Source organism: Pseudomonas salomonii, assembly GCF_900107155.1.
GTDB classification, from domain to species: Bacteria; Pseudomonadota; Gammaproteobacteria; order Pseudomonadales; family Pseudomonadaceae; genus Aquipseudomonas; species Aquipseudomonas salomonii.
In genome coordinates this window covers 518,914-541,122 of record NZ_FNOX01000003.1, presented here as the reverse complement: position 1 = coordinate 541,122, position 22,209 = coordinate 518,914, and the positions used below count along the sequence as shown (strand labels likewise).

21 protein-coding genes and 3 pseudogenes are annotated in these 22,209 nt (G+C 55.8%); 14 read left to right on the top strand and 10 right to left on the bottom strand.

Annotated elements, in window-relative coordinates; all coding sequences use genetic code 11:
* Positions 1-100: 100 nt before the first annotated feature.
* Positions 101-682 (top strand): annotated as a pseudogene (locus BLV67_RS09945) (phage portal protein); the annotation flags it as partial.
* 60 nt (positions 683-742) lie between these two features.
* Here BLV67_RS09945 and BLV67_RS09940 read toward each other — a convergent pair.
* The 6 genes from BLV67_RS09940 to BLV67_RS09915 form a co-directional block, all read right to left on the bottom strand.
* On the bottom strand, positions 743-1,069 hold the full coding sequence (locus BLV67_RS09940) for a thioredoxin family protein (RefSeq protein WP_069788494.1): 327 nt from the start codon (positions 1,067-1,069) through the stop codon (positions 743-745).
* 226 nt (positions 1,070-1,295) lie between these two features.
* Positions 1,296-1,682, bottom strand: coding sequence for a hypothetical protein (locus BLV67_RS09935; protein ID WP_069788495.1), 387 nt, complete (start codon positions 1,680-1,682; stop codon positions 1,296-1,298).
* Complete coding sequence (locus BLV67_RS09930) at positions 1,679-2,932, bottom strand: hypothetical protein (protein ID WP_244160708.1); 1,254 nt, start codon at positions 2,930-2,932, stop codon at positions 1,679-1,681. The genes BLV67_RS09935 and BLV67_RS09930 overlap by 4 nt, the downstream gene beginning before the upstream one ends.
* A gap of 367 nt (positions 2,933-3,299) precedes the next feature.
* On the bottom strand, positions 3,300-3,590 hold the full coding sequence (locus tag BLV67_RS09925) for a DUF3077 domain-containing protein (protein ID WP_069788496.1): 291 nt from the start codon (positions 3,588-3,590) through the stop codon (positions 3,300-3,302).
* Positions 3,591-4,014: 424 nt separating this feature from the next.
* Positions 4,015-4,773 carry a hypothetical protein gene (locus BLV67_RS09920; protein WP_069788497.1) on the bottom strand — a complete coding sequence of 253 codons (759 nt, stop codon included), beginning with the start codon at positions 4,771-4,773 and terminating at the stop codon, positions 4,015-4,017.
* 62 nt (positions 4,774-4,835) lie between these two features.
* A complete protein-coding gene (locus tag BLV67_RS09915) occupies positions 4,836-6,215 on the bottom strand; it encodes an ApeA N-terminal domain 1-containing protein (RefSeq protein ID WP_069788498.1) in 1,380 nt (459 codons plus the stop codon).
* Between the two features lie 144 nt (positions 6,216-6,359).
* On the opposite strand from BLV67_RS09915, the pseudogene BLV67_RS09910 reads away from it, so the two are divergent.
* Positions 6,360-6,620 (top strand): annotated as a pseudogene (locus tag BLV67_RS09910) (ogr/Delta-like zinc finger family protein).
* Here the strand turns inward: BLV67_RS09910 and BLV67_RS32360 are convergent.
* Entirely contained in the window at positions 6,593-6,778 is a 186-nt protein-coding gene (locus tag BLV67_RS32360; RefSeq protein ID WP_141722774.1) for a hypothetical protein, read from the bottom strand. The pseudogene BLV67_RS09910 and the gene BLV67_RS32360 overlap by 28 nt on opposite strands.
* A 57-nt stretch (positions 6,779-6,835) precedes the next feature.
* Here BLV67_RS32360 and BLV67_RS09905 point away from each other — a divergent pair.
* Positions 6,836-7,030 (top strand): annotated as a pseudogene (locus BLV67_RS09905) (amidase); the annotation flags it as partial.
* A 224-nt stretch (positions 7,031-7,254) separates the two neighbouring features.
* Here BLV67_RS09905 and BLV67_RS09900 read toward each other — a convergent pair.
* A complete protein-coding gene (locus BLV67_RS09900; protein ID WP_069788499.1) occupies positions 7,255-7,548 on the bottom strand; it encodes a DUF3077 domain-containing protein in 294 nt (97 codons plus the stop codon).
* 552 nt (positions 7,549-8,100) lie between these two features.
* On the opposite strand from BLV67_RS09900, the gene BLV67_RS09895 reads away from it, so the two are divergent.
* The 3 genes from BLV67_RS09895 (at position 8,101) to BLV67_RS09885 (ending at position 9,639) form a co-directional block, all read left to right on the top strand.
* Positions 8,101-8,472, top strand: a complete 372-nt coding sequence (locus BLV67_RS09895) for a colicin E1 family microcin immunity protein (RefSeq protein WP_065929057.1) — start codon at positions 8,101-8,103, stop codon at positions 8,470-8,472.
* Between the two features lie 406 nt (positions 8,473-8,878).
* Complete coding sequence (locus BLV67_RS09890; protein WP_074854450.1) at positions 8,879-9,220, top strand: Cki family colicin immunity protein; 342 nt, start codon at positions 8,879-8,881, stop codon at positions 9,218-9,220.
* Positions 9,221-9,324: 104 nt separating this feature from the next.
* Positions 9,325-9,639, top strand: coding sequence for a colicin E1 family microcin immunity protein (locus BLV67_RS09885; protein WP_074854449.1), 315 nt, complete (start codon positions 9,325-9,327; stop codon positions 9,637-9,639).
* Positions 9,640-9,663: 24 nt separating this feature from the next.
* Here BLV67_RS09885 and BLV67_RS09880 read toward each other — a convergent pair whose 3' ends face one another.
* On the bottom strand, positions 9,664-10,845 hold the full coding sequence (locus BLV67_RS09880; RefSeq protein WP_069788500.1) for a colicin-like pore-forming protein: 1,182 nt from the start codon (positions 10,843-10,845) through the stop codon (positions 9,664-9,666).
* Between the two features lie 630 nt (positions 10,846-11,475).
* On the opposite strand from BLV67_RS09880, the gene BLV67_RS09875 reads away from it, so the two are divergent.
* The 6 genes from BLV67_RS09875 to BLV67_RS09850 all read left to right on the top strand — a co-directional run bounded on the left by BLV67_RS09875 (position 11,476) and on the right by BLV67_RS09850 (position 18,197).
* Positions 11,476-12,651, top strand: a complete 1,176-nt coding sequence (locus BLV67_RS09875; protein ID WP_069788501.1) for a M20 aminoacylase family protein — start codon at positions 11,476-11,478, stop codon at positions 12,649-12,651.
* Between the two features lie 59 nt (positions 12,652-12,710).
* Positions 12,711-14,021: a citrate-proton symporter gene (locus BLV67_RS09870; RefSeq protein ID WP_069788502.1), complete on the top strand. Its 1,311-nt coding sequence runs from the start codon at positions 12,711-12,713 to the stop codon at positions 14,019-14,021.
* Positions 14,018-15,460, top strand: coding sequence for an amidase (locus BLV67_RS09865; RefSeq protein ID WP_069788503.1), 1,443 nt, complete (start codon positions 14,018-14,020; stop codon positions 15,458-15,460). Before BLV67_RS09870 ends, BLV67_RS09865 begins: the two co-directional genes overlap by 4 nt.
* A gap of 64 nt (positions 15,461-15,524) precedes the next feature.
* Positions 15,525-16,283 carry an IclR family transcriptional regulator gene (locus BLV67_RS09860; RefSeq protein ID WP_069788504.1) on the top strand — a complete coding sequence of 253 codons (759 nt, stop codon included), beginning with the start codon at positions 15,525-15,527 and terminating at the stop codon, positions 16,281-16,283.
* Between the two features lie 173 nt (positions 16,284-16,456).
* Positions 16,457-17,038 (top strand): YceI family protein, encoded by a 582-nt coding sequence (locus BLV67_RS09855; protein ID WP_069788505.1) that lies wholly within the window; start codon positions 16,457-16,459, stop codon positions 17,036-17,038.
* A 1-nt stretch (position 17,039) separates the two neighbouring features.
* Positions 17,040-18,197 (top strand): phospholipase D-like domain-containing protein, encoded by a 1,158-nt coding sequence (locus tag BLV67_RS09850; protein WP_069788506.1) that lies wholly within the window; start codon positions 17,040-17,042, stop codon positions 18,195-18,197.
* Positions 18,198-18,310: 113 nt separating this feature from the next.
* Here BLV67_RS09850 and bglX read toward each other — a convergent pair whose 3' ends face one another.
* On the bottom strand, positions 18,311-20,602 hold the full coding sequence (bglX, locus tag BLV67_RS09840; protein ID WP_069788507.1) for a beta-glucosidase BglX: 2,292 nt from the start codon (positions 20,600-20,602) through the stop codon (positions 18,311-18,313).
* A 240-nt stretch (positions 20,603-20,842) separates the two neighbouring features.
* Here bglX and BLV67_RS09835 point away from each other — a divergent pair, with 240 nt between their 5' ends.
* On the top strand, positions 20,843-21,454 hold the full coding sequence (locus BLV67_RS09835; protein WP_017137266.1) for a LemA family protein: 612 nt from the start codon (positions 20,843-20,845) through the stop codon (positions 21,452-21,454).
* An 18-nt stretch (positions 21,455-21,472) separates the two neighbouring features.
* Entirely contained in the window at positions 21,473-22,204 is a 732-nt protein-coding gene (locus tag BLV67_RS09830; protein WP_069788508.1) for a TPM domain-containing protein, read from the top strand.
* Positions 22,205-22,209: the final 5 nt, after the last annotated feature.

The following is a 22,209-nucleotide window of genomic DNA, read 5'->3' as shown; positions in this document are numbered from 1 at the left end:
TATCGCAGGCAAGCCAGCTCCCACATGGGATTTGTGCTGATCATTCACTGTTGCCGGGGCGGGCTACGGATTTAACCTCAGCCTCGTACCCTCGGCCTGGTTTGTGCTGCTTTTGCCGGGCGGTAAGCAACTGCACTTTGAAGAGGGCCTGGTGGAGCATGTGATGGACTACGACGTGGAACAGAACATCTACGGCGTACCGGATTACCTGGGCGGGATGCATGCGTTGTTGCTCAACGAATCGGCCACCTTGTTTCGGCGCCGGTATTACAACAACGGCGCGCACGCGGGGTTCATTTTCTACACCAATGACCCCAACCTGTCGGAAGCGGATGAAGAGCGGATGCAAAGCCAGATTGGTGCGAGCAAGGGGGTGGGAAATTTTCGCTCGTTGTTTGTGAACATTCCGGGGGGAGGGGATAAGGCGATTCAAATCATCCCGGTGGGGGATATCGCGACCAAGGATGAGTTTGAGCGGATCAAGAACATCACGCGTAATGACGTGATTGCAGCCTGGCGGATGAACCCGGCGTTGGCGGGGTGCATGCCGGAGAATGCGGCGGGGTTTGGGGATGTGGAGAAGATTGACCGGGTGTATATGAATAATGAGATACGGCCGATTCAGCAGTTGTTTATACAGGTGAATGAGTGGCTGAGAAATGATCGAAGGATCGGCTGGTAACGCTATGTGGATTGACACTAATGCTGGAGTTGACGGGGCCGCAACAGCCCCGTAGTTTTTTTATAAGCTAGCCTTCATAAGATCTTCTATTTTTTGCTTTGATGCCAAGCCAACGTGTTGCGCAGCTATGGCCCCATTTTTTAAAACTAACACTGTGGGACTTGAACGTATTCCGTATTTTTGTGACGTCGCGGGAGAGTCACCAATGTCAAGGTTGCCCACTTTGAATCTCCCATCATATTCTTCGGCAATTTGATCAATAATTGGACCGAGAGCCTTGCTAGGCCCGCACCAAGTGGCCGTGAAGCTAACTAAAGCAGGGAGGGGTGAATTGATTATATCGCTGTGAAACGTCAAGTCGGAAAGTTGGAGTGTGTACTTGGTCATTTTGGTTCTCTCTTGTAGTTTGCTTTTGTCGGCGTAGATTTAATCTCTGCTTTCGAGATTATGGGTGTTAGCCATTTTGAATGCTGACGTCACAAATTTTCTACTGTGAAAATTGGTAGTTTTTTATAGGTTATAGAGATAATTAATATAGCGAATAGTTTTCCTGAGGCTTGGCAGATGGTGCCGAGCTCGCTTTCACGACACGAGGTTTTTTGGCGCTGGATGATTAAACTAGGCCTGCCTTGATGATTATGCCAAAACTAACCATGACCAATAAAAGGCCAATCATGCACCACTGCAAAATCGCCAGCTTGCGCTTGAGATTTGGAGGGAAGCTTTCCAAATCGTTGGCGCTCAGCTGTCCTTTTTTGAGTTGAAAGCTCGGAAATGTCACGAGTCCGGCAATGCCCCCTATCAGCAGCAATTTACTCCAAGGGCCACCTTGGTTAGGCGACGCCCAACTCGCGGTCGCCGGACTGTTTTTCAGGTGTTCCAGCATCAGGTCTGCCTTCGTATGGGCCAAATGCAGACAGGCACCAATCCAGAGAAAAATACCGACAAAATCAGCCAGAATAATGCTCAACAGCACTTTGTCGCCTAAACCTAAACTCATTTGACGACCTCATAAATTTTTTCCCCGGCCCACTCGCCAGCAGTTCCCCCCAGCGTGCCCCCCGCAGCAGACCCCACCCCAACGGCGACCAGAGCACACGCCAAGGTAGCAGTGCCGCCCGTGGGGACGCCCAGTGCAACGCACAGGCCGGTCGCCACGGAACTGGACATTGCCGCCCCTGCGATTGCACCACCCCCTAATGCGCCGAAAAAGTTACCCGTCTCGGTAAATTTGACCTTCTCGCAGGCGTCAGCATTGCCGGCGGAACAGACGTTTTGCACCTTCATGTATGCAGCACCGCCACCGACCCCCGTGCCAATCCAACCGCCATACTTGATGACCTTTGCGGCCCTCGTTATCCCGTGAATGTGGGTGGCATACCCAGGTATCTGCCCAGGTGCACCCGCCTGTGTCCATTGATGCACGAGGCTTCGGCTGGAGATACCTAACGCCGATTTGAGGTTTGGGTGATCGGGCAAGCCGATGCCTTTGCGCACGAGGGATGACAGCTGCGTATCGAGTTGGGTAAGCAGGCGTTTGCGTTCGCTGAAAAACTCGGCTGAGCGTAGATGCCCATCCTTAAGGAACGCGTTTTGATGCAATGCCTCGATGCCCCGAAGGGTACTTTTAAGGTTTTCGAGGTTCCTGGCAAACATAGCCTCGCCAGCGCCAATGGCGGTCGAACCCAGGGCCAGGAAGCTTTGAATTTCCTCACGATGGCGCTGCATGAAGTCCGCCTCATCTTTACTGAGGGGCGCCAACGCCTTGTTGGTTTGGGCTGCGGCTGCCATCAGTTGGGCGTCTTCACGGGTACATCTAAAGTTGTTCGGATCGCTCAGCACGATCATTGAACCCGCTTTAACGTCGCTGAGATTTGGGTTCAGCGATTGAAACTTTTCAAGCACGGCACTGCTGGGTAATGGGAAAAGTGTGGTCTTTAACTGATCAACCGTTGTGCTTTTCGGCACGATGTAAAAGCCCGGCTCTTGGGGGTGAGGCCTTGATGACGGCGGGCTGGTCGGTAAGGGCAGTGGTTCACTCACTTGGCGCTTATGCAAGCCGCCTCTGCGCCCTTTACCCGTGGTGTGTGAGTACGTTCCCGAGGGGGCTTTGCTTAATGGGCTGAAAGGGTTTTGCATCACCAGCAATAGATCGCCGCGTTCCACTGCTCTTAGCGTTCTCTCACGGGTCCAAGCTTTGCCGTTCGAACGAACATGCAGGCCGTGCATGAGAAAAAATGAAGCACTCATAAAAGCGCTCCTCACACGGGATGCAGCAAAAAAGGCGATTCGACTTGGCTAAGCCGTATTCCTAATTGCTCGCGGTCATTCCGTTGAATCAAACGCATGGCTATCGTCCTGAATTGGTTGAGCCGCATAACGGCGTCCCTATCGATGGGGAAATAGAGAGTAACCATCGTTAGCCAGCGCCAAATTTCAGGGGTATTGCCCGTTATTTCAAAAGTGTTTAAACACCCTGCGGCCCCTTTGATTTTCAGGGTTCGGAGGCTGGATTTAGAAAACTGTTGAAACAGATCGGCGTCGGACGGGGGAGAGATGGGAAGCGCAATGATGAACAGACGCCCGATCGGTCATGCCGGGCGCCAGGCAACGCTATTTACTGCGGGGTTGGGCTGTCTGGCTGCAAGGCCAGGAGCAGGTCATCAATGATCGCCTTGCCCATGTCACACAGGTAGTGCGAGGCAAACGCGAACTTCTCCGCCTTGGGGTCCATGGCGGCTTCAAGCGAGAGCATTTTTGCGTAGTAGAGAACGTGCGCTGCGTGTTCCAGGGCTTCCTGAATCGGCACGCCGGCGTTGACGCGGAACAGCTTTAAATGGGCTTTTTCCTCGCCACAATCTGCGAAGGTTTGGGCGCCAATGGTTTTTGCTGAGGTGGGGGTGCTCATTGCTGACCTCCCACACGATGGGGGGCGGCATTGGTACGTAGGGCACTACGGTAATCAAGCATGGTGTGAAACCTCTGTGATGACCAACTGAGACGGCCACACATCGATTCCAGGCGATGGGTGGCAGCCGTGCGCAGGCTGGAAACCGAGACAGAGACAACTCGGCAGACACGAATGTCTCCCGCACACGGCCGCCAAAAAGCACAAACCGCAGGCACAAAAAAAGCGCCTGCTGATTGCTTGACGACGCTGCGTGCGTCTCGGTGACGGGTTTCCAGGCCCGGTCGCTGATGAGCAGCGACGAGAGGAGGTTAACGCGATGGTTCTTCGGCGGCAACAAAAAATCTAGATACATCTCCTTAAATTATATCTGGCTACAGATAGTAGTTAGTGTTTCTAGTCGAAAGGTTCGGCGAAACCCTAGCTAGCTTATCTCTGCTTCAACTACATAAGCAGGGACCTGCTTTTTATACTCCTTGAAGTCAGTATCAACCTTAAACACGTATGTATCACAAATATGAGTCCTGCTGATTAGAATTAACCTTGCGCCCTTTGCAAACAAAATTTCTTTTTCGTGCGAATGATCTACATCTGTTCCGTAGAGATAGGCTTTAGTGAAAGGGGATACTACCCGCAAAACAATTAAGTCCATTCGACCTGCATCGTAGGCTTTACCTTTCCACTCGGCACTTCGTCGTGCTATTTGAGGGCAGAAAGTAGTCGAAAATGGGCGGTCGGTTATAAACTCATCATGCTCTGTTGGCCAGCATCCCCCGTGAATAAGGGTTTGGTCGTTCGCTAGGAAAACTCCATATTGCTCAATTTCCGATGCGACATCGTTCGCGCTATAAGTTGGATAGTTAGACTTGTAGTCCTTCAGCGCAGGAGGAGTTGAAGTTGGCATTAGGCTCCTAAGTTGTTCCATTGCGCTACTTTTCGATAATGCATTGTCAATAAAGTTTTCCAAACAGTTGTCGGTTAAATGCTCGGCCATATGTTCCGCTGCTTGGTATGTCGACGTGATAGTTTTCAAAAGCTTTGTTTTAATTGGTCCGCCAAAGTAGCCGTGTTGCGTCAAGTGAGCGATATGCTCTTCCTGCGTACGCTCCCGCGTTTCCCATCTTTCAAAGGCAGGCGAAAAAACATCAATAACATTAAGGGTGTCGTGATTTTTACTATTCATCATTAATCCGTACTGTATATGGTGTTAGTGGCGAGTCCTCTTGGACTACATCCTACTGGGTTCTATTCGTTGTTTCGCTCGATGAAATTTGCACTCTTTAAAAAAAGTTTGAGTGGAGGGGTCTTAGTCAATTCGACTGCTTCTTGCTGAGTTAGTCCGAGATGCATAAGTAGTCTTAAGGCGAACAATACGCGCAGACGAAGAATCAAAGATACGAGGTGCGCGCCCTTCACTGCTTTTTTTGCCCCGGCCAGATCATAGTGTGCTTGGTAGTTTCGGGTTCGGACTGTACCCTGAACTATCGCGTCAGCATTATTTTTGCCTTCAAAAACTTCTACTATGTCGTCAATAAGTAGATGCAGCCTTTCCCCAAATGAGAGCTCATAACCAAAGTTAAGCCTCTCCCTTAGCCACGTTCGTTCCACTTCCGGACACGCGGCTAAAATGGGTGCTATCTTTCTTTTGTAATCTTCATTTGACCATTTTTTGATATTCGATGTTCGGCGATGAAAGGCTTCAAGTGCTTGTGCCATAGACAGAAATTTGCTATCGATATAAGCGTGAGTATCGTCCTGAACCGAGAAGTAATGGTGAAGGGCTGGGCCTAAATTTTCATATTCTCTTAACCATAGAGACAGAAGGTCACCTAGACGTGATGAAATACTTGAGAAACTTAGAAGCATCTCGTCTGACCGGAGAGGCTTTTGTACTGAGTTGTTCAGGCTTTGAAAGTAAATTTCCGACCATTGGTGTATCTCGTTTACTTCTGGATCATCGATTTTCGCTTTTAGAGAGTGAATTGCTACAGGTTTGCCGATTGCGAAAGAGAGAAAACGAGTTATTCGATGTGAAAGCGATTTAAAGAAATCCAAATTTTGAGATTCGATGGGCGTTATCTCGATGTACGCCTGCTGATACAATTCCATAGTCGGATATTTTGTTCCGCCTGGAACTCTAGTTATTATGTCAATGATAAATTTTGTACCATCGGATAGCTCGTACTCGATAGGATCAGGCCGTTGTAATTTAATGCTCCACTCGTCAAAGGAACTGCCAATTGAGATTTTGAAGGCCGATTTTCCAAGCCACTCGCTAAGATTGTTTATGCAAAATTGAAATGAGCTAAATTTTGCTGGTTCGGATAGGCCCACGCCAACAAGTGCGAGTTGCGAAGATATTATCGACTTCGAAGCTGTGCCTGGAAGCGAAAGGCTTGATTGTCGATATTCGCATTGTTCCAGGGTTAAATATCCGCCCTCGACTTGGCCGATTAGCCGTCCAATAACCCTTTCATCAAATGTAGTAAACGCGCGCTCATTCGCCGTAATCTCGAGTGATATGAGGCCGCCATTTGAAATCGTTAGTATGCCTGGATACTGTCTATCAACGTTATCGGGCGTAAAGAAGAATCCATTTTTTACTACGTTAGCGGCTAAGTACATTTTCAATTCCTTTTGCTGGATGCTAGCACTTTGCCGCCATTTGTCTCGGTTTGTCTAGTGGACGATTGTGATACGGCCTATCTCGCAGCGGCTATCTGCGAAATGATAAAGTACTATGTACTTTTTTAGCCTGTCGGAGGGCTGATGCGGGTTTATTGCAAAGTCTGTGGCGAGAAAGGGCGAATCGCTTCGCGCGACGAGTTATCCCTCGAATTTGCCCGCCTCTACTCCCAATGCAGCTCCCCCCACTGCGGCCACACCTAGGTAGCCAACCTTACTTTCTCCCATACCCTTAGCCCCTCCGCCCAGGCAGTCGACCGCTTACTGTTCGACCGCCTGCGCAGCTTGTCCAAGGTCCAACAACGCGACCTGTTCGATCAGTTGGGCATGGCGTCCTCCACGTAATCACGCAACCTGGCCTCAGCTTGTTCAAAGCGTTCCAGCTGAGCAACGCCATACTCAAACAGCGCCAATTTCGCCCGCTGCGGCAGCTGCAGGTCACCTCCCAGCAGGTAGACCAACAGGGCAAAGCTGTCGCCGCATTTTTCGAATTCTTCGCGCAATTTCGAGTGCAGACTTTGGAATTCAACACAACGGTTTTTCCTTTTTCGGTGTAGTTGGCCAAGGAATATTGCTCGTGCCGGTATATGGAGAACAACCCGGCGGACTATTGCCTGGGGTATGTGAAGCAGTATGTGCCGACCAGTGCGTTCACTGACTCGCCGGAACGCAGTGAAGTCACGGCAAGCGATTTAGGGCGCACGCATACGGCGCGGTTGCTGGGTGATCGCCAAGGCTGCCGCCTCAACCCCTGACACACCGGAGATTTTCTGTGGGAGCTGGCTGACAATGTTTGAAGGCACCCACATGCCCCCTGTGGCGAGCCTGCTCGCCACAGGAGAAATTGGCTGCCTTCAAAAGTTGTGTAGATACCTATGGCTATCGCAGGCAAGCCAGCTCCCACATTGGATTTGTGCTGATCATGGGAATTGAGGAACTTCAGGCAGGCGCCCGATGCACTGCACCGGGCGCGAACGACTTACTGCGGGGTTGGGCTGCCAGGCTGCAAGGCCAGCAGCAGGTCATCGATGATGGCTTTACCCATTTCACCCAGGTAATGCGAGGCGAATGCAAACTTCTCCGCTTTGGGGTCCATGGCAGCTTCAAGGGCGAGCATTTTTGCGTAATAGAGCACGTGGGATGCGTGTTCGAGGGCTTCTACGAGCGGAACCCCGGCGTTGACGCGGAAGATTTTCAGGTGGCTTTTGTTTTCTCCGCAGTCTGCGAAGGTGGCGGCGCCGATGGTTTCGGCTGAGGGTATTTCGTACGGCATATGCTTGCTCCTTTGGTACAACCAAAAAGAGCTGCCAGTCACGATTCCAAGCATGAGGGTGGCAGCTGTACGCAGGTTGGAATCCGAGAAGAAGCGACTCGGCAGGCACAAGGCCTCCCACGCACAGCCGCCATAAAGCACAAACAGCGGGCACAAAAAAGCGCCGACTGATTGTATGACGACGCTGTAGCGTCTTCTTTCTCGGGATTCCACGCCCGGTCACTGATGAGCAGCGACGGAGACGAGGTTAACCCTATGCACGCGCCGTCGCAACCGGTGGCCAATAGCTGTCCGCAATCTGCGTTGTGTAGCGAGGGAGCTTGTCGGATCGCCGTACCGTCCCGACTGCGTAGCAGTCACCGGCTTTTAGGGGCGCTTCGCACCCCAGCGCAAGCAAGCTTGCTCGCCACAGGGTTATGCGCAGCGGCAGAAGTGTCTATTGTTGTCTTGAAATTTGCCGGGTGCCGCGTTTCCAGTGCGCGCGCCTGTAGTAACCTTGCCCGCGGCCGACCCCACTCACGTCGGCCGTTAACAGGCGTAAAAAGGAGACTTATGACGCAGGGGCGCAAGGCCGAAAACTACTTCAGGAAGATAAGAACGCGAATGCGCCTGGAGAAAAACTATTATTTAAAAAGCTTTGTTATTGCGCTGTTTATTTTTTGCTTGACCGTCTCCGTATTCAAATCAAGCGATAAGGCCGCCCTCTATATCTTGATCTGTGGGGTTAATGCGTTGTTGTTCCCACTGGCCAGGCGTGCAGTCGAAAACGTTGTCTTTCGTTTTACTGGAAAAGAATTTTGGGCGACACATCCTCTACGGGCCGCCGCATCTTATGGTGGTCACGTACTGCTGTGGATGTGTTATTTCGTTTTTGCCATTCCGCTTGGCGCGTGCTATGGGCTTTGGTTGTGGCTGAAAAAATAGTGCCTATTCGCGTGGCCTCTGCTTTCTGAGAGTGGAACCTATATTTGTTGGGCCCCTCGTTTTGGGGCGCAGCGCGCCCCGGCGCAAGCAAGCTTTTTACCGTGAGTTTTACTGTTTTCCGAGCCTTATCACGCGGTCATCCAGTGCTTTAAAGCAACTTAATGTTGCAGACTTACCCATTCCGACGGCCTTGAATGCAAGCTGCAGGGCGCGCAGTGCGGATTCTGCGGGGGGGCGTGTAGGGTATTTTCAGCACAAAACAAACGTGCTGGCCCAAGTATTGTGGATGGAGTGAACGCCCTCGTCATGTAGTAATCTCGAAGACGGTCGGAGGCCCTGAAGGCCAGCCTCAGGCTTAAAGGATGCGTTTGGCTCTCGCTCAAATAGTCGGTAAAGGTTGGTAGGTATGGAAAACAAGTATTATTTTAAAGATCTAATATTTGGTTTGGTTATGTTTTTCATCTGTGCGTTTATTTCCAGAGCAGACGATAATGCTGCGGTTGTTTTTATAGTCGCAGGCGCAAATGCACTATTGTTTCCTTTTGCAAAGCGCGCAGTAGAAAATATAGTTTTTCGTTATATTCGCAAGGGTTTTTGGAGTTCGGGGCCAGTATTGACTGGGGCTGCAAATGGTGGTTATACGCTGGTGTATGGGTTTTATTTTGCATTTGCGATTCCCGTTGGTTTGCTTTTTTTAATAATTTTGTACGTTAAAAAAAGGCCGCTATGTAGTCGGCCTAATGTGTAACTTGTGTGATGAGATAGTTTCTGTTCTGTGCGCTTGCGTTGTTAATGTATAATGTTGGTGGCATAGAGCGTTGAATTGTAATCGAACGTTTGAGTGGTAGGGATATGGAAAGAAACTATTATCTTAAAAGTTTTTTTGTTGGGTTGACGCTGTTCGCCGTATGTGTGTATGTTTTTAAATCAGACGAAAATGCTGTCATTTATTTTTCAGTATCAGCTGTGAATGCCCTTTTGTTCCCGTTTTCCAAGCATTTAGTAGAAAATATAGTCTTTCACTGTACCGGAAAAGATTTTTGGGGTTCAGATTCAATGACAGCGGCCGCTAGAGGGGGGGGTTATACACTGTTATGGATGTTTTATTTTTTGTTTGCTATCCCTTTGGGGCTATTTTATATGATGTGGTTGTGCATAAAGAAATGACGCTGCCATAGTGGCAGCGCATTTTTACAACCCTACGATGAATGAATTTATATTTTCAATTAACTGGTCGTCAATGGCTGCTCCTGTGGCCGCAACCAAAAATGCAAATAATAAGATGCCCAGTGGGGTTACAGCGATAAATCCAAACGTAATAGTAACCAAGTAGGTTGCTGCCATGCCTAGAGCAATGGCTTCTGCCTTTACAAAGAAGGGCTTCCAGTTATCTGATTTCATAGCTTTTTGAAACTCAATAAAGCTATCTTTAGCATTCATGATATGCCCAACGTAGCCCAAGCTTTTTCCGAATTTGGCTGCGGCTTTACCAATCGCTTCAAAGTCCATTGAGTCAATGTAGTTGGCTGCGGCGGCTCTGTCTTTGGCACTGAATTTTTTGTTTAATTCGTTTTTGTATTTGTCGAATGCTTTAAGCGCGTCGCCCGCGGAGCGGATCTTTTTTCCTTTAGCGCTTTCTGCTAATTCTTCTGCCAGTTTAGATGCGCTGTCGCCAAATTTTTTACCAACCTCTGCATAAAAATCGGCTGTAAATTTAATGGCGGTTTCAATGTCGGTGGGCTTTGCAGCAGCTTCGGCAGCAATACGCGCCTCTTCGACGAGGGCGCTCAATTGGGCCTTTTGCTTGTTCGCCAGTTCAGCTAAATCATTAAGTCGTTTTATCTCATAAGCTGCCTTTAGCGATTTTTGCCAATCTTCAAAGCTTTTTTTGGAGTCGGCGATACGGTAGGCCAGTCGCGCGGCGGCTTCTGTAATAAACGCATTGATGGGCTGATCGAAAAAATCACGTTTATAAAAACTGTTTGCTACTGCTTGAAGTGAAATGGTCTCCAGAGCTGTTTGTGAAATAATCGTATCCATAGACCCGATTTCACTCCACAGGTTAGCGACACGGTCATCTGCTTTTACATCACTCTTGCGCTTGTCTTCTTCAATTTTTCTTTGAAGTTCATCGGGTATCAGTTGACGTTTCGCTGCGTAATCAGCTTCTTGCGCAGCGACCGCGTTATTAATCGGTACTTTGTAGTTTTCACTGACTTCTTTGCGGGCATTCGCCGCGACCTTTCTTCCTATCTTGCTGTTGCTAAAATCATCACCGTAGCCACCGCCGCCCACTGGGCCAGTGCCAAAGACCGTTGGTTCATAAGCTCTGATTTCAGTCAAGCCGAGATAGATCGTAATACGATCGCTCATAACGACGCTCCTTTTTTCATATTTGCCGGAATGGTGTTTTGTCGCCTGAGCACCGTATCTGTAGGCCGTCGGTTCGCACTGGACAAGCTGTTTAGTAAGGCGCCTGAACTGTCACGAGAGGTCTTCGCTATAACGATATGAGCGTTTTTTGAGGTGTTCATAATTTATATCCTTATATTAGGCTCTGTGCGTATTTTTCTTTCTGTTTGGAGTGGCTTAGATTTTTAGGTTTTATGAAGTGTTGCGGTTTGAATTTTGGTTAGCTAGTAAGGGTGTTTGTGGTAAAGAACAGTAAGTGCGTTCGGTTTATTTAAACAATAAACATTATGCTAGGGCGTATATCTTGTTACATAAATTAAGGTTCGATTTGAAGCTGTTGTTTCCTGGCTACCAGTAGGGTTGGGCGGTTGCAATATCTGTTGAGTTAACAGCGTTAGCTACCGTTTAACTGCACAGCAGTTATCAGCTTTTTTGGGGGGGCTTCGCACCCCGGCGCAAGCAAGCTCGCTCGCCACAGCAGCAGGTTCCACCCAGTGGAACCACCTTTGATTGTCCTCGCGCCCACATCGCGCTTAGCTGTCGATGTGCCGCCAACAAGAACGGGACCACCCGACTGTGAGGAGAATCACCATGCGCCCACACCAGCACATTCTGGATTGGCTCAGCGACGTCGCCAGCGACTTGCACGCTATGCGCCACGATATTCACGCTCACCCGGAACTCGGCTTTGAAGAGAACCGCACCAGTGCGCTCGTCGCGCACTCCTTGAGGGATTGGGGCTACGAGGTGCACACCGGCATCGGCAAAACCGGTGTGGTCGGCGTGCTGCGCAAGGGCAGCAGCTCGCGCACGCTGGGGATTCGCGCCGATATGGACGCCTTGCCCATCATCGAAAATACCGGCGCGGCCTACACCAGCCAGCACGCTGGTTGCATGCACGCCTGCGGGCATGACGGCCACACCACCATGTTGCTCGGCGCCGCGCGTTACTTGGCGGCGACGCGGCAATTCGACGGCACCTTGAACCTGATTTTTCAACCCGCCGAAGAAGGCCAGGGCGGCGCCGAGGCGATGCTGGCCGGTGGTTTGCTCGAGCGCTTCCCGTGCGACGCTCTGTTCGGCATGCACAATATGCCGGGCTTGCCGGCGGGGCATCTGGGCTTGCGCGTCGGGCCGATGATGGCCTCGCAGGATTTACTCACTGTGACGCTGGAAGGCGTCGGCGGCCACGGTTCCATGCCGCATCTGACGGTGGACCCGCTGGTGGCGGCGGCGAGTATGGTCATGGCCTTGCAGACGGTGGTGGCGCGCAATATCGACACCCAGGAAGCCGCCGTGGTCACCGTCGGTGCGCTGCAAGCGGGGCAGGCCGCCAACGTGATTCCTCAGCAAGCGCTGCTGCGTCTGAGCCTGCGCGCACTGAACCCCAAGGTCAGGGAACAGATGCTCGAGCGCGTCAACGCCATCATCCAGACCCAAGCCGCGAGCTTCGGCTGCACGGTGCAGGTTGAACATCGGCCGGCCTACCCGGTGCTGGTCAACCACGCCGAAGAAACCGAGTTTGCGCGCCAGGTCGGCGTGGCCTTGCTCGGTGCCGACGCGGTAGACGGCAACACCCGCACCTTGATGGGCAGTGAAGACTTTGCCTGGATGCTGCAACGCTGCCCCGGCAGTTACCTGTTTATCGGCAACGGCGTGTCGCGGCCGATGGTGCACAACCCCGCCTATGACTTTAACGACGACATCCTGCTGACCGGCGCCGCCTACTGGGGCGCGCTGGCCGAGAGCTGGCTCAAGCCTGCCTGACGACCTTCCTTTTTCTGCCGTTGGACCCTTGCCCTTATCGGTTGAATGGAGTGTTCCTCATGCAGACTGCACACGCAGGCGTATCGCGCACCCGCCAGGTGGTGGCGGCCGTGATCGGCAATGCGCTGGAATGGTATGACTTTATTGTTTACGGCTTTCTGGCCAGCATCATCGCCCGGCAATTCTTTCCGTCGCAGGATGAGTACGCCTCGCTGCTGATGGCCCTGGCCACCTTCGGCGTGGGCTTTTTCATGCGCCCGGTGGGCGGCATTCTGCTGGGCATCTATGCCGACCGCAAAGGCCGCAAGGCCGCGATGCAGTTGATTATCCGGCTGATGACCGTGTCTATCGCGTTGATCGCCTTCGCACCCAATTACGCCGCCATCGGCATGGGCGCGCCGCTGCTGATTGTGGTGGCGCGCATGCTTCAGGGCTTTGCCACCGGTGGTGAGTACGCGAGCGCCACGGCGTTTCTGGTGGAAAGCGCGCCGGCTCATCGCAAGGGCTTGTATGGCTCCTGGCAGTTGGTGGGGCAGTGCCTGGCGGTGTTCGGCGGTGCGGCGATGGTGGCGCTGGTCACGCACTTCTTTTCGCCCGAAACCCTCGACCTGTGGGGCTGGCGTGTGCCGTTTGTGCTGGGCTTGCTGATCGGCCCGGTGGGCTTGTGGATTCGCCGGCACCTGGAAGACCCGGAAGAATTTATCCAGGCACGCAAGCAGGCCACCGGCCCGGCGCCGAGCCTGATGGACGTGCTGCGCGAGCATCGGCGCAGCATCCTCGTCTCCATGGGCTTGGCCTGTGGCGCGACAGTGTCGTTCTATGTGGTGCTGGTGAACATGCCGACCTTCGCGCACAAGAGCCTTGGCCTGCCGTTGGACCAGGTGCTGATGGTGCAGATGTTCGCGGTGGCGCTGATGACCGTGGTGATTCCGCTGTCCGGCATGCTCTCGGACCGCCTGGGGCGGCGGCCGGTGTTGATGGCCTTCACCCTGGCGTTTTTCGTGATGGTGTACCCGTTGTATGTGTGGGTGGCCGCAGCGCCGTCCATCGAGCGCTTGCTGGTGATGCAAGTGCTGCTGTGCACGGCCATCGGCGGTTTTTTCGGCCCGGCACCGACGGCGCTGGCCGAGCAGTTTCCGATTGGGGTGAGGTCAACGGGTGTGTCGGTGGCCTATAACGTCGCCGTCATGGTGTTCGGCGGTTTCGCACCGTTGATCGTGACCTGGCTGACCAAAGTGCTCGGTACGCCAGTGGCGCCATCGTTTTATGTACTGTTCGCTTGCGTGCTGACGTTGATGGGCACTTACTGCATGCACGAAGCCCCACGGGCGAAGAAACCGCTGCCCTTTTCCAACGAGGTGAAGCCTTGAGCAGTATTGATTGGGATGCCACGCAGCTGTCGCAAGCGATCCATGCGCGACAGGTTTCGTGTGAAGAAGTGATGGGCGAGTACCTGGCGCAGATCCAGCGTTTTAACCCGAGTGTGAATGCGCTGGTGTCGCTGCGCGATGCTGATGAAGTGCTGGCCGAAGCCCGCGCTTGTGATCGCGAACTGGGCCAGGGCAAGTCCCGTGGCTGGATGCACGGCATGCCCCAGGCGATCAAGGATTTGGCGGCCACCAAGGGCTTGCGCACCACCTTGGGCTCGCCGTTGTTCGCCGAACATGTGCCCACCGAAGATGCCATCAGCGTGGCGCGGGTGCGGGCCAGCGGCGCAATTATTATCGGCAAGACCAACGTGCCGGAGTTCGGCCTCGGCTCGCAGACCTACAACACGCTGTTCGGCACCACCGGCAATGCCTATGACCCAAGCCGGGTGGCCGGCGGCAGCAGCGGCGGCGCGGCGGTGGCGCTGGCGTTGCGCATGCTGCCGGTGGCCGATGGCAGCGACATGATGGGCTCGCTGCGCAACCCGGCGGCGTTCAATAACGTGTTTGGTTTGCGCCCTTCACAGGGGCGTGTGCCCCACGGGCCGGCGCCGGAATTGTTTGTGCAGCAATTGGGCACCGAAGGCCCAATGGGCCGCAGCGTCACGGATGTGGCGAAGTTATTGGGCATTCAGGCCGGTTACGACCCACGGGTGCCGCTGTCATCCAGGGACGATCCGTCGGTGTTCGGCCAGCCGTTGCAGCGCGATTTTAAAGGTACGCGCCTGGGCTGGTTGGGGGATTACAACGGCTACCTGCCGATGGACGACGGTGTGATGAGCCTGTGCGAATCGGCCCTTGGCGATTTTGCTGCGCTGGGCTGCGAGGTGGAAAGCTGCCAGCCGGCGTTTTCCCTGGCGCGTCTATGGCGCTGCTGGCTGGTGCATCGCCATTGGTTGGTACACGGTAACCTCGGTGCGGCCTACGCCAACCCGCAAAAACGCGCGTTGCTTAAACCCGAAGCGCAATGGGAAGTGGAGGGCGGCCTGGGCTTGAGTGCGCAGCAGGTGTACCAGGCGTCGGTGGACCGCAGCGAGTGGTATCGTGCCTTGGCCAAACTGTTTGAACGTTACGATTTCCTGCTGTTGCCCACCGCCCAAGTGTTCCCTTTTGATGCACAACAGGCGTGGCCGCGCCGTGTGGGTGGGCGCGAAATGGACACTTATCACCGCTGGATGGAGGTGGTGATCGGCCCTACGTTGGCAGGCTTGCCGAGCATGAGTATTCCGGTGGGCTTCAATCCTCAAGGCTTGCCCATGGGCCTGCAGATTATCGGCCCGGCCCAGGCGGACCGGGCTGTCTTGCAGCTGGCTTATGCCCATGAACAGCTGACGCACTGGGTAAAGCGTCGCCCGCCTGCGTGCCTTGAATCGACGAGTTGATCTGCGATCGGGCCTGTATCTTGCTGTGAAAAATGATCATCCACCGGCAACAGGGAGATCGAACATGGAGACAGGCACGGTACGGTCGGTTGAGCGCGCACTCGCCATCGTCGAATTGCTCGGTGAGCACCAGGCCTTGGGGCTGGAAGAGCTGCATTACCTCACGCGGTTGCCCAAGGCTACGGTGTCGCGCATGTTGCTGGCCCTGCAGGAACGAGGCTGGGTCTATCGCGGCCTCAGCGACCGCCGTTACCGCCTGCGCGCCCAACGTTTGTTCGGCGACACCCAGCAACGTTTCAAGCGCCAGGTGGTGGAAAGCGCCGCGCCCTGGCTGCTGGAACTCAGTGAACGCACCGGGCTGGTGGTGGATCTGTCCTGCTTTGATGGCGAGCGCCTGGAGGTCATGGAAAGTGCGATCCCCAGTGTGTTGCGCAAGTTGTACCCCAATAACTGCCAGATCGTCGGCCAGCACGCCAGCCTGTTTCACTCGGCGATGGGCAAGGCGTGCCTGACGCAATTGCCGGTTGAGGAGGTGCAGCGTCTGGCGGGCCGCGATCATGTCGCTGCGGATGAGCAGGTGCATACCTGCGAGCAAACCCAGCACCAGGGTTTTGGCCAGCGCACTGAAGGCTATTGGGAATACCCGGTGCGCCTGCCGTTTCTGATTCGCGCGGTGGCCTTGCCGGTGCAGGCCAATGGGCGGCTGGTGGGCAGTATGGCGTTGCACTGGCCGATGCATCAGGCGCCGGTGGAGCGCGTATTGAACCTGCACATGGCCAGCCTCGAAGCGACGGTGCGCGATGTGCAGCGGGCGTTGATCTAAAGGCATCCACCGAACCCTGTGGGAGCTGGCTTGCCTGCGATAGCGGCAGGTCAGTCACCATTGCTGTTGCCTGTGCCGCCGTCATCGCAGGCAAGCCCGCTCCCACATTGGATTTGCGCGGTTCATGAGATTGCGCTTAAGGTTCGTGCAGGTTTTTTGCCCCCCGAGTTTCTATGTTCAATGTCAAACCTCTGGCCTTCGTCCTGCTGACGGCGGCCGCCTTGCCGGCCCACGCTGACTGGTACCTGGATAACGAATCCTCGCGCCTGTCGTTCGTCACTACCAAGAACACCGAGATTGCCGAGGTGCATCGCTTCCTGGTGTTGCACGGCAAGGTCGACAGCAAAGGCGCGGCGCAGCTTGAGGTCGAGATGGAGTCGATCAACAGCGGCATTCCGCTGCGCGATGAGCGCATGCGCAATGATCTGTTCCAGATCAAGCCGTTCCCCGAAGCGCAGATCAGCGCGCAGATTAATCTGCAACCGATCAATGACCTGGCCCCCGGCGCGCAAATCGAGTTGCGCCTGCCGTTGTCGGTGACCCTGCGCGGCAAGACCCAGACCTACAGCGCCGAATTGCTTGCCACGCGCCTGGACGACCGGCGCTTCCAGGTGGTGACCCTGGAACCTGTGGTGCTGCATGCCGAGGATTTTGATTTGGTGCCGGGTGTGGCGGCACTGCGCAAGGCGGCCGGCTTGGCGTCGATCAGTTTGTCGGTGCCGGTCGGTGCGGTGCTGATTTTCACGGCGCGCTGACATGAGCGGCGCAGTGTTCCCGTGGCGCAGCGCCAACCGTTTCGAGTTGCTGATCGACGGCCCGAGTTTCTTCCCGCAGATGCTGGTGGGTATTGCCCGGGCCGAGCGCCAGGTCGATCTGGAGTTGTACCTGGTGGAAGCGGGTGCCTGCGCTGAAGCCCTGGTGCAAGCGTTGGTGCAAGCCGCCGAGCGCGGCGTGCAGGTGCGCTGCCTGTTTGATGATTACGGCAGCCTGGCCTTCACGCTGGGCCTGCGTAAGCGCCTCACCGACGCGGGCGTGCAACTGCGCTTCTACAATCGCCTGAGCTGGCGCCGTTGGATGCGTAACCTGTACCGCGATCATCGCAAACTGTTACTGATCGATCAGGGCATCGCCGTGGTCGGCGGCACGGGCGTTACCGATGAGTTCTGGACGCCAGGGCAAGACACCGCCGACTGGCATGAAGTGATGGTGCAGATCAGCGGCCCGCTGGTGCTGGACTGGCAGGCGTTGTTCGACCGGCAATGGCACGCCAACGCGGCGCGCCGCGAATGGAAACCCGCCACCCATTTCGGTTTGCCGCGCTTGCCCAAGGTGCCGGCCACCGGGCCTGGCCTGGGGCGCGTGGCGTATGCCGACGCCCGTCAGCACCGCGATATCCTGCAGTCGCTGATCCGCGCGCTGAACAGCAGCAAGACGCGCATCTGGCTGGCCACCCCGTATTTTCTACCGACCTGGAGCGTGCGCCGTGCCTTGCGCCGCGCAGCCGGGCGTGGCGTGGATGTGCGTTTGTTGCTGACCGGCCCGCGCACCGATCACCCTTCAGTGCGCTACGCCGGGCACCGTTATTACCCACGGTTGTTGCGCGCAGGTGTGCAGATTTTTGAATACCAGCCGTGCTTTTTGCACCTGAAAATGGTGCTGGTGGACGACTGGGTGAGCGTCGGCTCGTGCAATTTCGACCACTGGAATTTGCGCTTCAACCTGGAGGCCAACCTCGAGGCGCTGGACCCTGAGTTGACGGCAGCGGTGGCGGGCAGTTTCGAGCGTGATTTTGCCAAGAGCCAGGCGGTGAGCCTGGAGGCGTGGAAGGCGCGGCCGTTGTGGCGGCGGGTGAAGCAGCGGGTGTGGGGCTGGATTGATCGGTTGGTGGTTAACCTGCTGGATCGACGCGGCTGACACGTGATCATTCCCACGCTCGGCGTGGGAATGCCTCTTGTGACGCTCCGCGTCACGCTGTGGGACGCGGAGCGTCCCGAGTTGCATTCCCACGCGGAGCGTGGGAACGATCATCAGAGCAGTTCGAACGTCTGCTGCTGCACATCCTGGGAATCCAACCCGATCTGTACATTGAACTCACCCGGTTCCGCCGCGAACTTGAGCTGGGTGTTATAGAACTTCAAGTCTTCTTCGGTGATGGTGAAGTGCAGCGTGCGTTCTTCACCGGCCTTGAGCATGACCTTCTGGAAGTTCTTCAGCTCTTTGACCGGGCGGATCATCGAGCCGGCCACGTCCTGGATATACAACTGCACCACGGTTTCGCCATCGACCTTGCCGGTGTTCTTCACAGTGACGCTGGCGTCGAGCTTGCCGGTCTTGTTCAGGGTGGTGGACGACAGCGCCATGTCCGACAGGCTGAACGTGGTGTAGCTCAGGCCATAACCGAACGGGAACAGCGGCCCGGTGACGTCATCGAAGTACTGCGAGGTGTAGTTGCCCGGCTTGCCTGGGGTGAACGGCCGGCCGATGCTCAGGTGGTTGTAGTAAGTCGGAATCTGCCCCACCGAGCGTGGGAAGGTGATCGGCAGCTTGCCTGATGGGTTGTAGTCACCGAACAGCACATCCGCGATGGCGTTGCCGCCTTCGGTGCCGGCGAACCAGGTTTCCAGGATCGCGTCAGCCTCTTTGTTTTCATCCACAATCGACAGCGGGCGGCCGTTCATCAGCACCAAGACCAGTGGTTTGCCGGTGGCTTTGAGCGCCTTGATCAGGTCGCGCTGGCTTTGCGGGATGTTCAGGTCGGTGCGGCTGGAAGACTCGTGGGACATGCCCCGGGACTCGCCCACGGCGGCGACCACTACGTCGGCTGCCTTGGCGGCCTTGACCGCTTCGTCGATCATTACCTGGGCTGGGCGGGTGTCATCCACCACTTCCGGTGCATCGAAATTGAGGAAGTTGAGGTAGTCGACCACGGCCTTGTCATTGGTGATGTTGGCGCCACGGGCGTAGATGATTTTGCCTTTGTCGCCGATCACGTGGTTCATGCCGTCCAGCAGCGTGACGGATTGTTCAGGCTTACCGGCAGCGGCCCAACTGCCCATCATGTCGATCGGGGCCTTGGCCAGCGGGCCGACCAGCGCGATGGTCGCGGATTTTTTCAGCGGCAGGGTGTTGTTGTGGTTTTTCAGCAAGACCTGGCTGCGGCGGGCGATATCGCGGGCATCGCTGCGGTGCAGGCGGCTGTCGGCATAGGTGTCGGCCGGGTCGTCCTCGGCCTTGCCGATGCGCAGGTACGGGTCTTTGAACAGGCCCATGTCGTACTTGGCGCCGAGCACTTCGCGCACCGCATTGTCGATGTCGCTTTGCTCGATTTCGCCGGACTTGAGCAACCCAGGCAATTCCTTGCCATACAGCGAGTCGTTCATGCTCATGTCGATGCCGGCCTTGATCGCCAGCTTGGCGGCTTCACGCCCGTCCTTGGCCACGCCGTGCTTGATCAGCTCGAAGATCGCGCCATGGTCGCTCACCGCCAAACCTTTGAAGCCCCAGTCCTTGCGCAGCAGGTCGTTCATCAGCCAGGTGTTGGCGGTGGCCGGCACGCCGTTGATCGAATTGAGCGCCACCATCACGCCGCCGGAACCGGCCTTGATCGCCGCGTGGTACGGCGGCAGGTAATCCTGGTACATCTTGACCGGGCTCATGTCGACCACGTTGTAGTCACGACCGCCTTCCACCGCGCCATACAGGGCGAAGTGCTTGACGCTGGCCATGATGCTGTCGGCATTTGCCGGGCTTACGCCCTGGAACGCCTTGACCATCACTTCGGCAATGCGCGAGACCAGGTAGGTGTCTTCACCAAAACCTTCGGAGGTGCGGCCCCAGCGTGGGTCGCGGGAAATGTCGACCATCGGCGCAAAGGTGATGTCGAGGCTGTCGGCGGCGGCTTCCTGGGCGGCGATGCGCCCGGAGCGGCCGATGGCGTCCATGTCCCAGCTGGAGGCCAGGGCCAGGCTGATCGGGAAAATCGTGCGGTGGCCGTGGATCACGTCGTAGGCGAAGAACATCGGGATCTTCAACCGGCTGCGCATGGCCGCGTCCTGCATCGGACGGTTTTCCGGGCGGGTGATCGAGTTGAACGTGCCGCCGATGCGCCCGGCGGCGATTTCCTTGCGGATCAGCTCCCGGGGCATTTCCGGGCCGATGCTGATCAGGCGCAATTGGCCGATCTTTTCATCCAGGGTCATCTGCTTGAGCAGGTCGCTGACGAAGGCGTCCTTGTCTTTAAGCGCAGCAGGCTTTGTTTCTGCCCATACGGGGTGACTGGCCAGAGTGGCAACAAGGCCGAGCAAACACAGCTTTTTCATGAATATCCTTTTCGGCTACTGCACAGCGAAAATGCGCTGGTCTGCCAAAATGTGGGGGAACCTATGTTGTTGTTCGAGTGTTATTGCAGTAAATGCACGACACTTGTGAACTCTTATTCGCGCTGGGCATCTTTTTAGCTGATTGGCTCGACGCAATCCAGTGATGGCGGATTATGCCCCAAGCGCGCGGTGTATAGGGTTAGTCGTCACATTCCATTCAGATTGGGCAGGAGAAACACTATGCAAGCAGCACAACATTACCGCTGGGGCTTCAAGGCCGCGGCTTTGCTATTGATCAGCACAGTGCTGAGCGGTTGCGGCATCAACACCATTCCGACCCTGGACGAACAGGCCAAGGCGGCCTGGGGCCAGGTGCAGAACCAGTACCAACGCCGCGCCGACCTGATTCCCAACCTGGTGGAAGTGGTCAAGGGCTATGCGGCCCATGAGCAAGACACCCTCACCGCCGTGATCGAAGCGCGGGCCAAGGCCACCTCGATTCAGGTGGATGCCAGCACCCTCGACAACCCCGAGAAACTCAAGCAGTTCCAGCAAGCCCAGGATGGCCTGAGCGGTGCGCTTAGCCGTTTGATGGTGGTGTCCGAGCGCTACCCGGACCTGAAAGCCAACCAGAACTTCCTGGCGTTGCAGTCTCAGCTTGAAGGCACCGAAAACCGTATCGCCGTGGCCCGTCGCGACTTTATCCAGGCAGTACAGGCTTACAACACCGAGATCCGCACCTTCCCGGGTCGCCTGTGGCACAGCGTGATGTACAGCGACTTGCCGATCCGCGCCACGTTTGAGGCCACCAGTGCCGACGCCGATAAAGCGCCGCAAGTGAAGTTCAAATAAGGCGTCTTTGAGGTGTCGATGCGTTTATTACGGATAGGCTTGGCGCTGTGGCTGCTGGCCTGCGTGGGCGCGGCCCAGGCGGCGCTGACCTTCCCGGCCTTGACCGGGCGGGTGGTGGACACCGCGCAGATGATCGACCCGGCGGTACGTGCGCAGCTGACCCGGCAATTGCAGGCGCTGGAGCAAACCTCGGGCGACCAGATCGTGGTGGTCACCGTGCCCGACCTGCAAGGTGTGCCCATTGAGGACTACGGTTATCAATTGGGCCGCCAGTGGGGCATCGGCCAGAAGGGCAAGGACAATGGCGCGCTGTTGATCGTCGCCCGTGATGAGCGCAAATTGCGCATCGAAGTCGGTTATGGCCTTGAAGGCGTGCTGACCGATGCGCAGTCGTGGGTGATCATCAACCAGGTGATCGCGCCCAGGTTCAAGGCCGGCAATTACAGCCAGGGCATCAGCGACGGCGTTGCGGCCATGATTCAGGTGGTGGGCGGCGAGCCGCTGGCGGTGCCGGCCCATGTGGCGGATGCGAGTTTTGCCAAGGATAATCCGGGGCTTTCCATCGGCCTGTTCATCCTGCTGATCGGCGTGTTGTGGCTGTGCAATCGGCTGGGGCTGCCCGTGGGGGCGATCCTGCTGGCGATTCTCAGCAGCAGTGGACGCGGCGGTGGCGGGGGAGGCGGCGGTGGCGGTGGCTTCAGAGGCGGCGGCGGTGGTTTTGGCGGCGGTGGTGCCTCAGGTGGCTGGTAATGACA

Bases quoted from the DNA above. Each gene is read 5' to 3' on its own strand.
- BLV67_RS09875 (WP_069788501.1), top strand. From the start codon at position 11,476: ATGCGCCCACACCAGCACATTCTGGATTGGCTCAGCGACGTCGCCAGC.
- BLV67_RS09870 (WP_069788502.1), top strand. From the start codon at position 12,711: ATGCAGACTGCACACGCAGGCGTATCGCGCACCCGCCAGGTGGTGGCG.
- bglX (WP_069788507.1), bottom strand. From the start codon at position 20,602: ATGAAAAAGCTGTGTTTGCTCGGCCTTGTTGCCACTCTGGCCAGTCAC.
- BLV67_RS09880 (WP_069788500.1), bottom strand. From the start codon at position 10,845: ATGAGCGATCGTATTACGATCTATCTCGGCTTGACTGAAATCAGAGCT.
- BLV67_RS09930 (WP_244160708.1), bottom strand. From the start codon at position 2,932: ATGAGTGCTTCATTTTTTCTCATGCACGGCCTGCATGTTCGTTCGAAC.
- BLV67_RS09860 (WP_069788504.1), top strand. From the start codon at position 15,525: ATGGAGACAGGCACGGTACGGTCGGTTGAGCGCGCACTCGCCATCGTC.
- BLV67_RS09885 (WP_074854449.1), top strand. From the start codon at position 9,325: ATGGAAAGAAACTATTATCTTAAAAGTTTTTTTGTTGGGTTGACGCTG.
- BLV67_RS09830 (WP_069788508.1), top strand. From the start codon at position 21,473: ATGCGTTTATTACGGATAGGCTTGGCGCTGTGGCTGCTGGCCTGCGTG.
- BLV67_RS09855 (WP_069788505.1), top strand. From the start codon at position 16,457: ATGTTCAATGTCAAACCTCTGGCCTTCGTCCTGCTGACGGCGGCCGCC.
- BLV67_RS09895 (WP_065929057.1), top strand. From the start codon at position 8,101: ATGACGCAGGGGCGCAAGGCCGAAAACTACTTCAGGAAGATAAGAACG.
- BLV67_RS09850 (WP_069788506.1), top strand. From the start codon at position 17,040: ATGAGCGGCGCAGTGTTCCCGTGGCGCAGCGCCAACCGTTTCGAGTTG.
- BLV67_RS09835 (WP_017137266.1), top strand. From the start codon at position 20,843: ATGCAAGCAGCACAACATTACCGCTGGGGCTTCAAGGCCGCGGCTTTG.
- BLV67_RS09915 (WP_069788498.1), bottom strand. From the start codon at position 6,215: ATGTACTTAGCCGCTAACGTAGTAAAAAATGGATTCTTCTTTACGCCC.
- BLV67_RS09940 (WP_069788494.1), bottom strand. From the start codon at position 1,069: ATGACCAAGTACACACTCCAACTTTCCGACTTGACGTTTCACAGCGAT.
- BLV67_RS09920 (WP_069788497.1), bottom strand. From the start codon at position 4,773: ATGAATAGTAAAAATCACGACACCCTTAATGTTATTGATGTTTTTTCG.
- BLV67_RS09935 (WP_069788495.1), bottom strand. From the start codon at position 1,682: ATGAGTTTAGGTTTAGGCGACAAAGTGCTGTTGAGCATTATTCTGGCT.
- BLV67_RS09925 (WP_069788496.1), bottom strand. From the start codon at position 3,590: ATGAGCACCCCCACCTCAGCAAAAACCATTGGCGCCCAAACCTTCGCA.
- BLV67_RS09890 (WP_074854450.1), top strand. From the start codon at position 8,879: ATGGAAAACAAGTATTATTTTAAAGATCTAATATTTGGTTTGGTTATG.
- BLV67_RS09900 (WP_069788499.1), bottom strand. From the start codon at position 7,548: ATGCCGTACGAAATACCCTCAGCCGAAACCATCGGCGCCGCCACCTTC.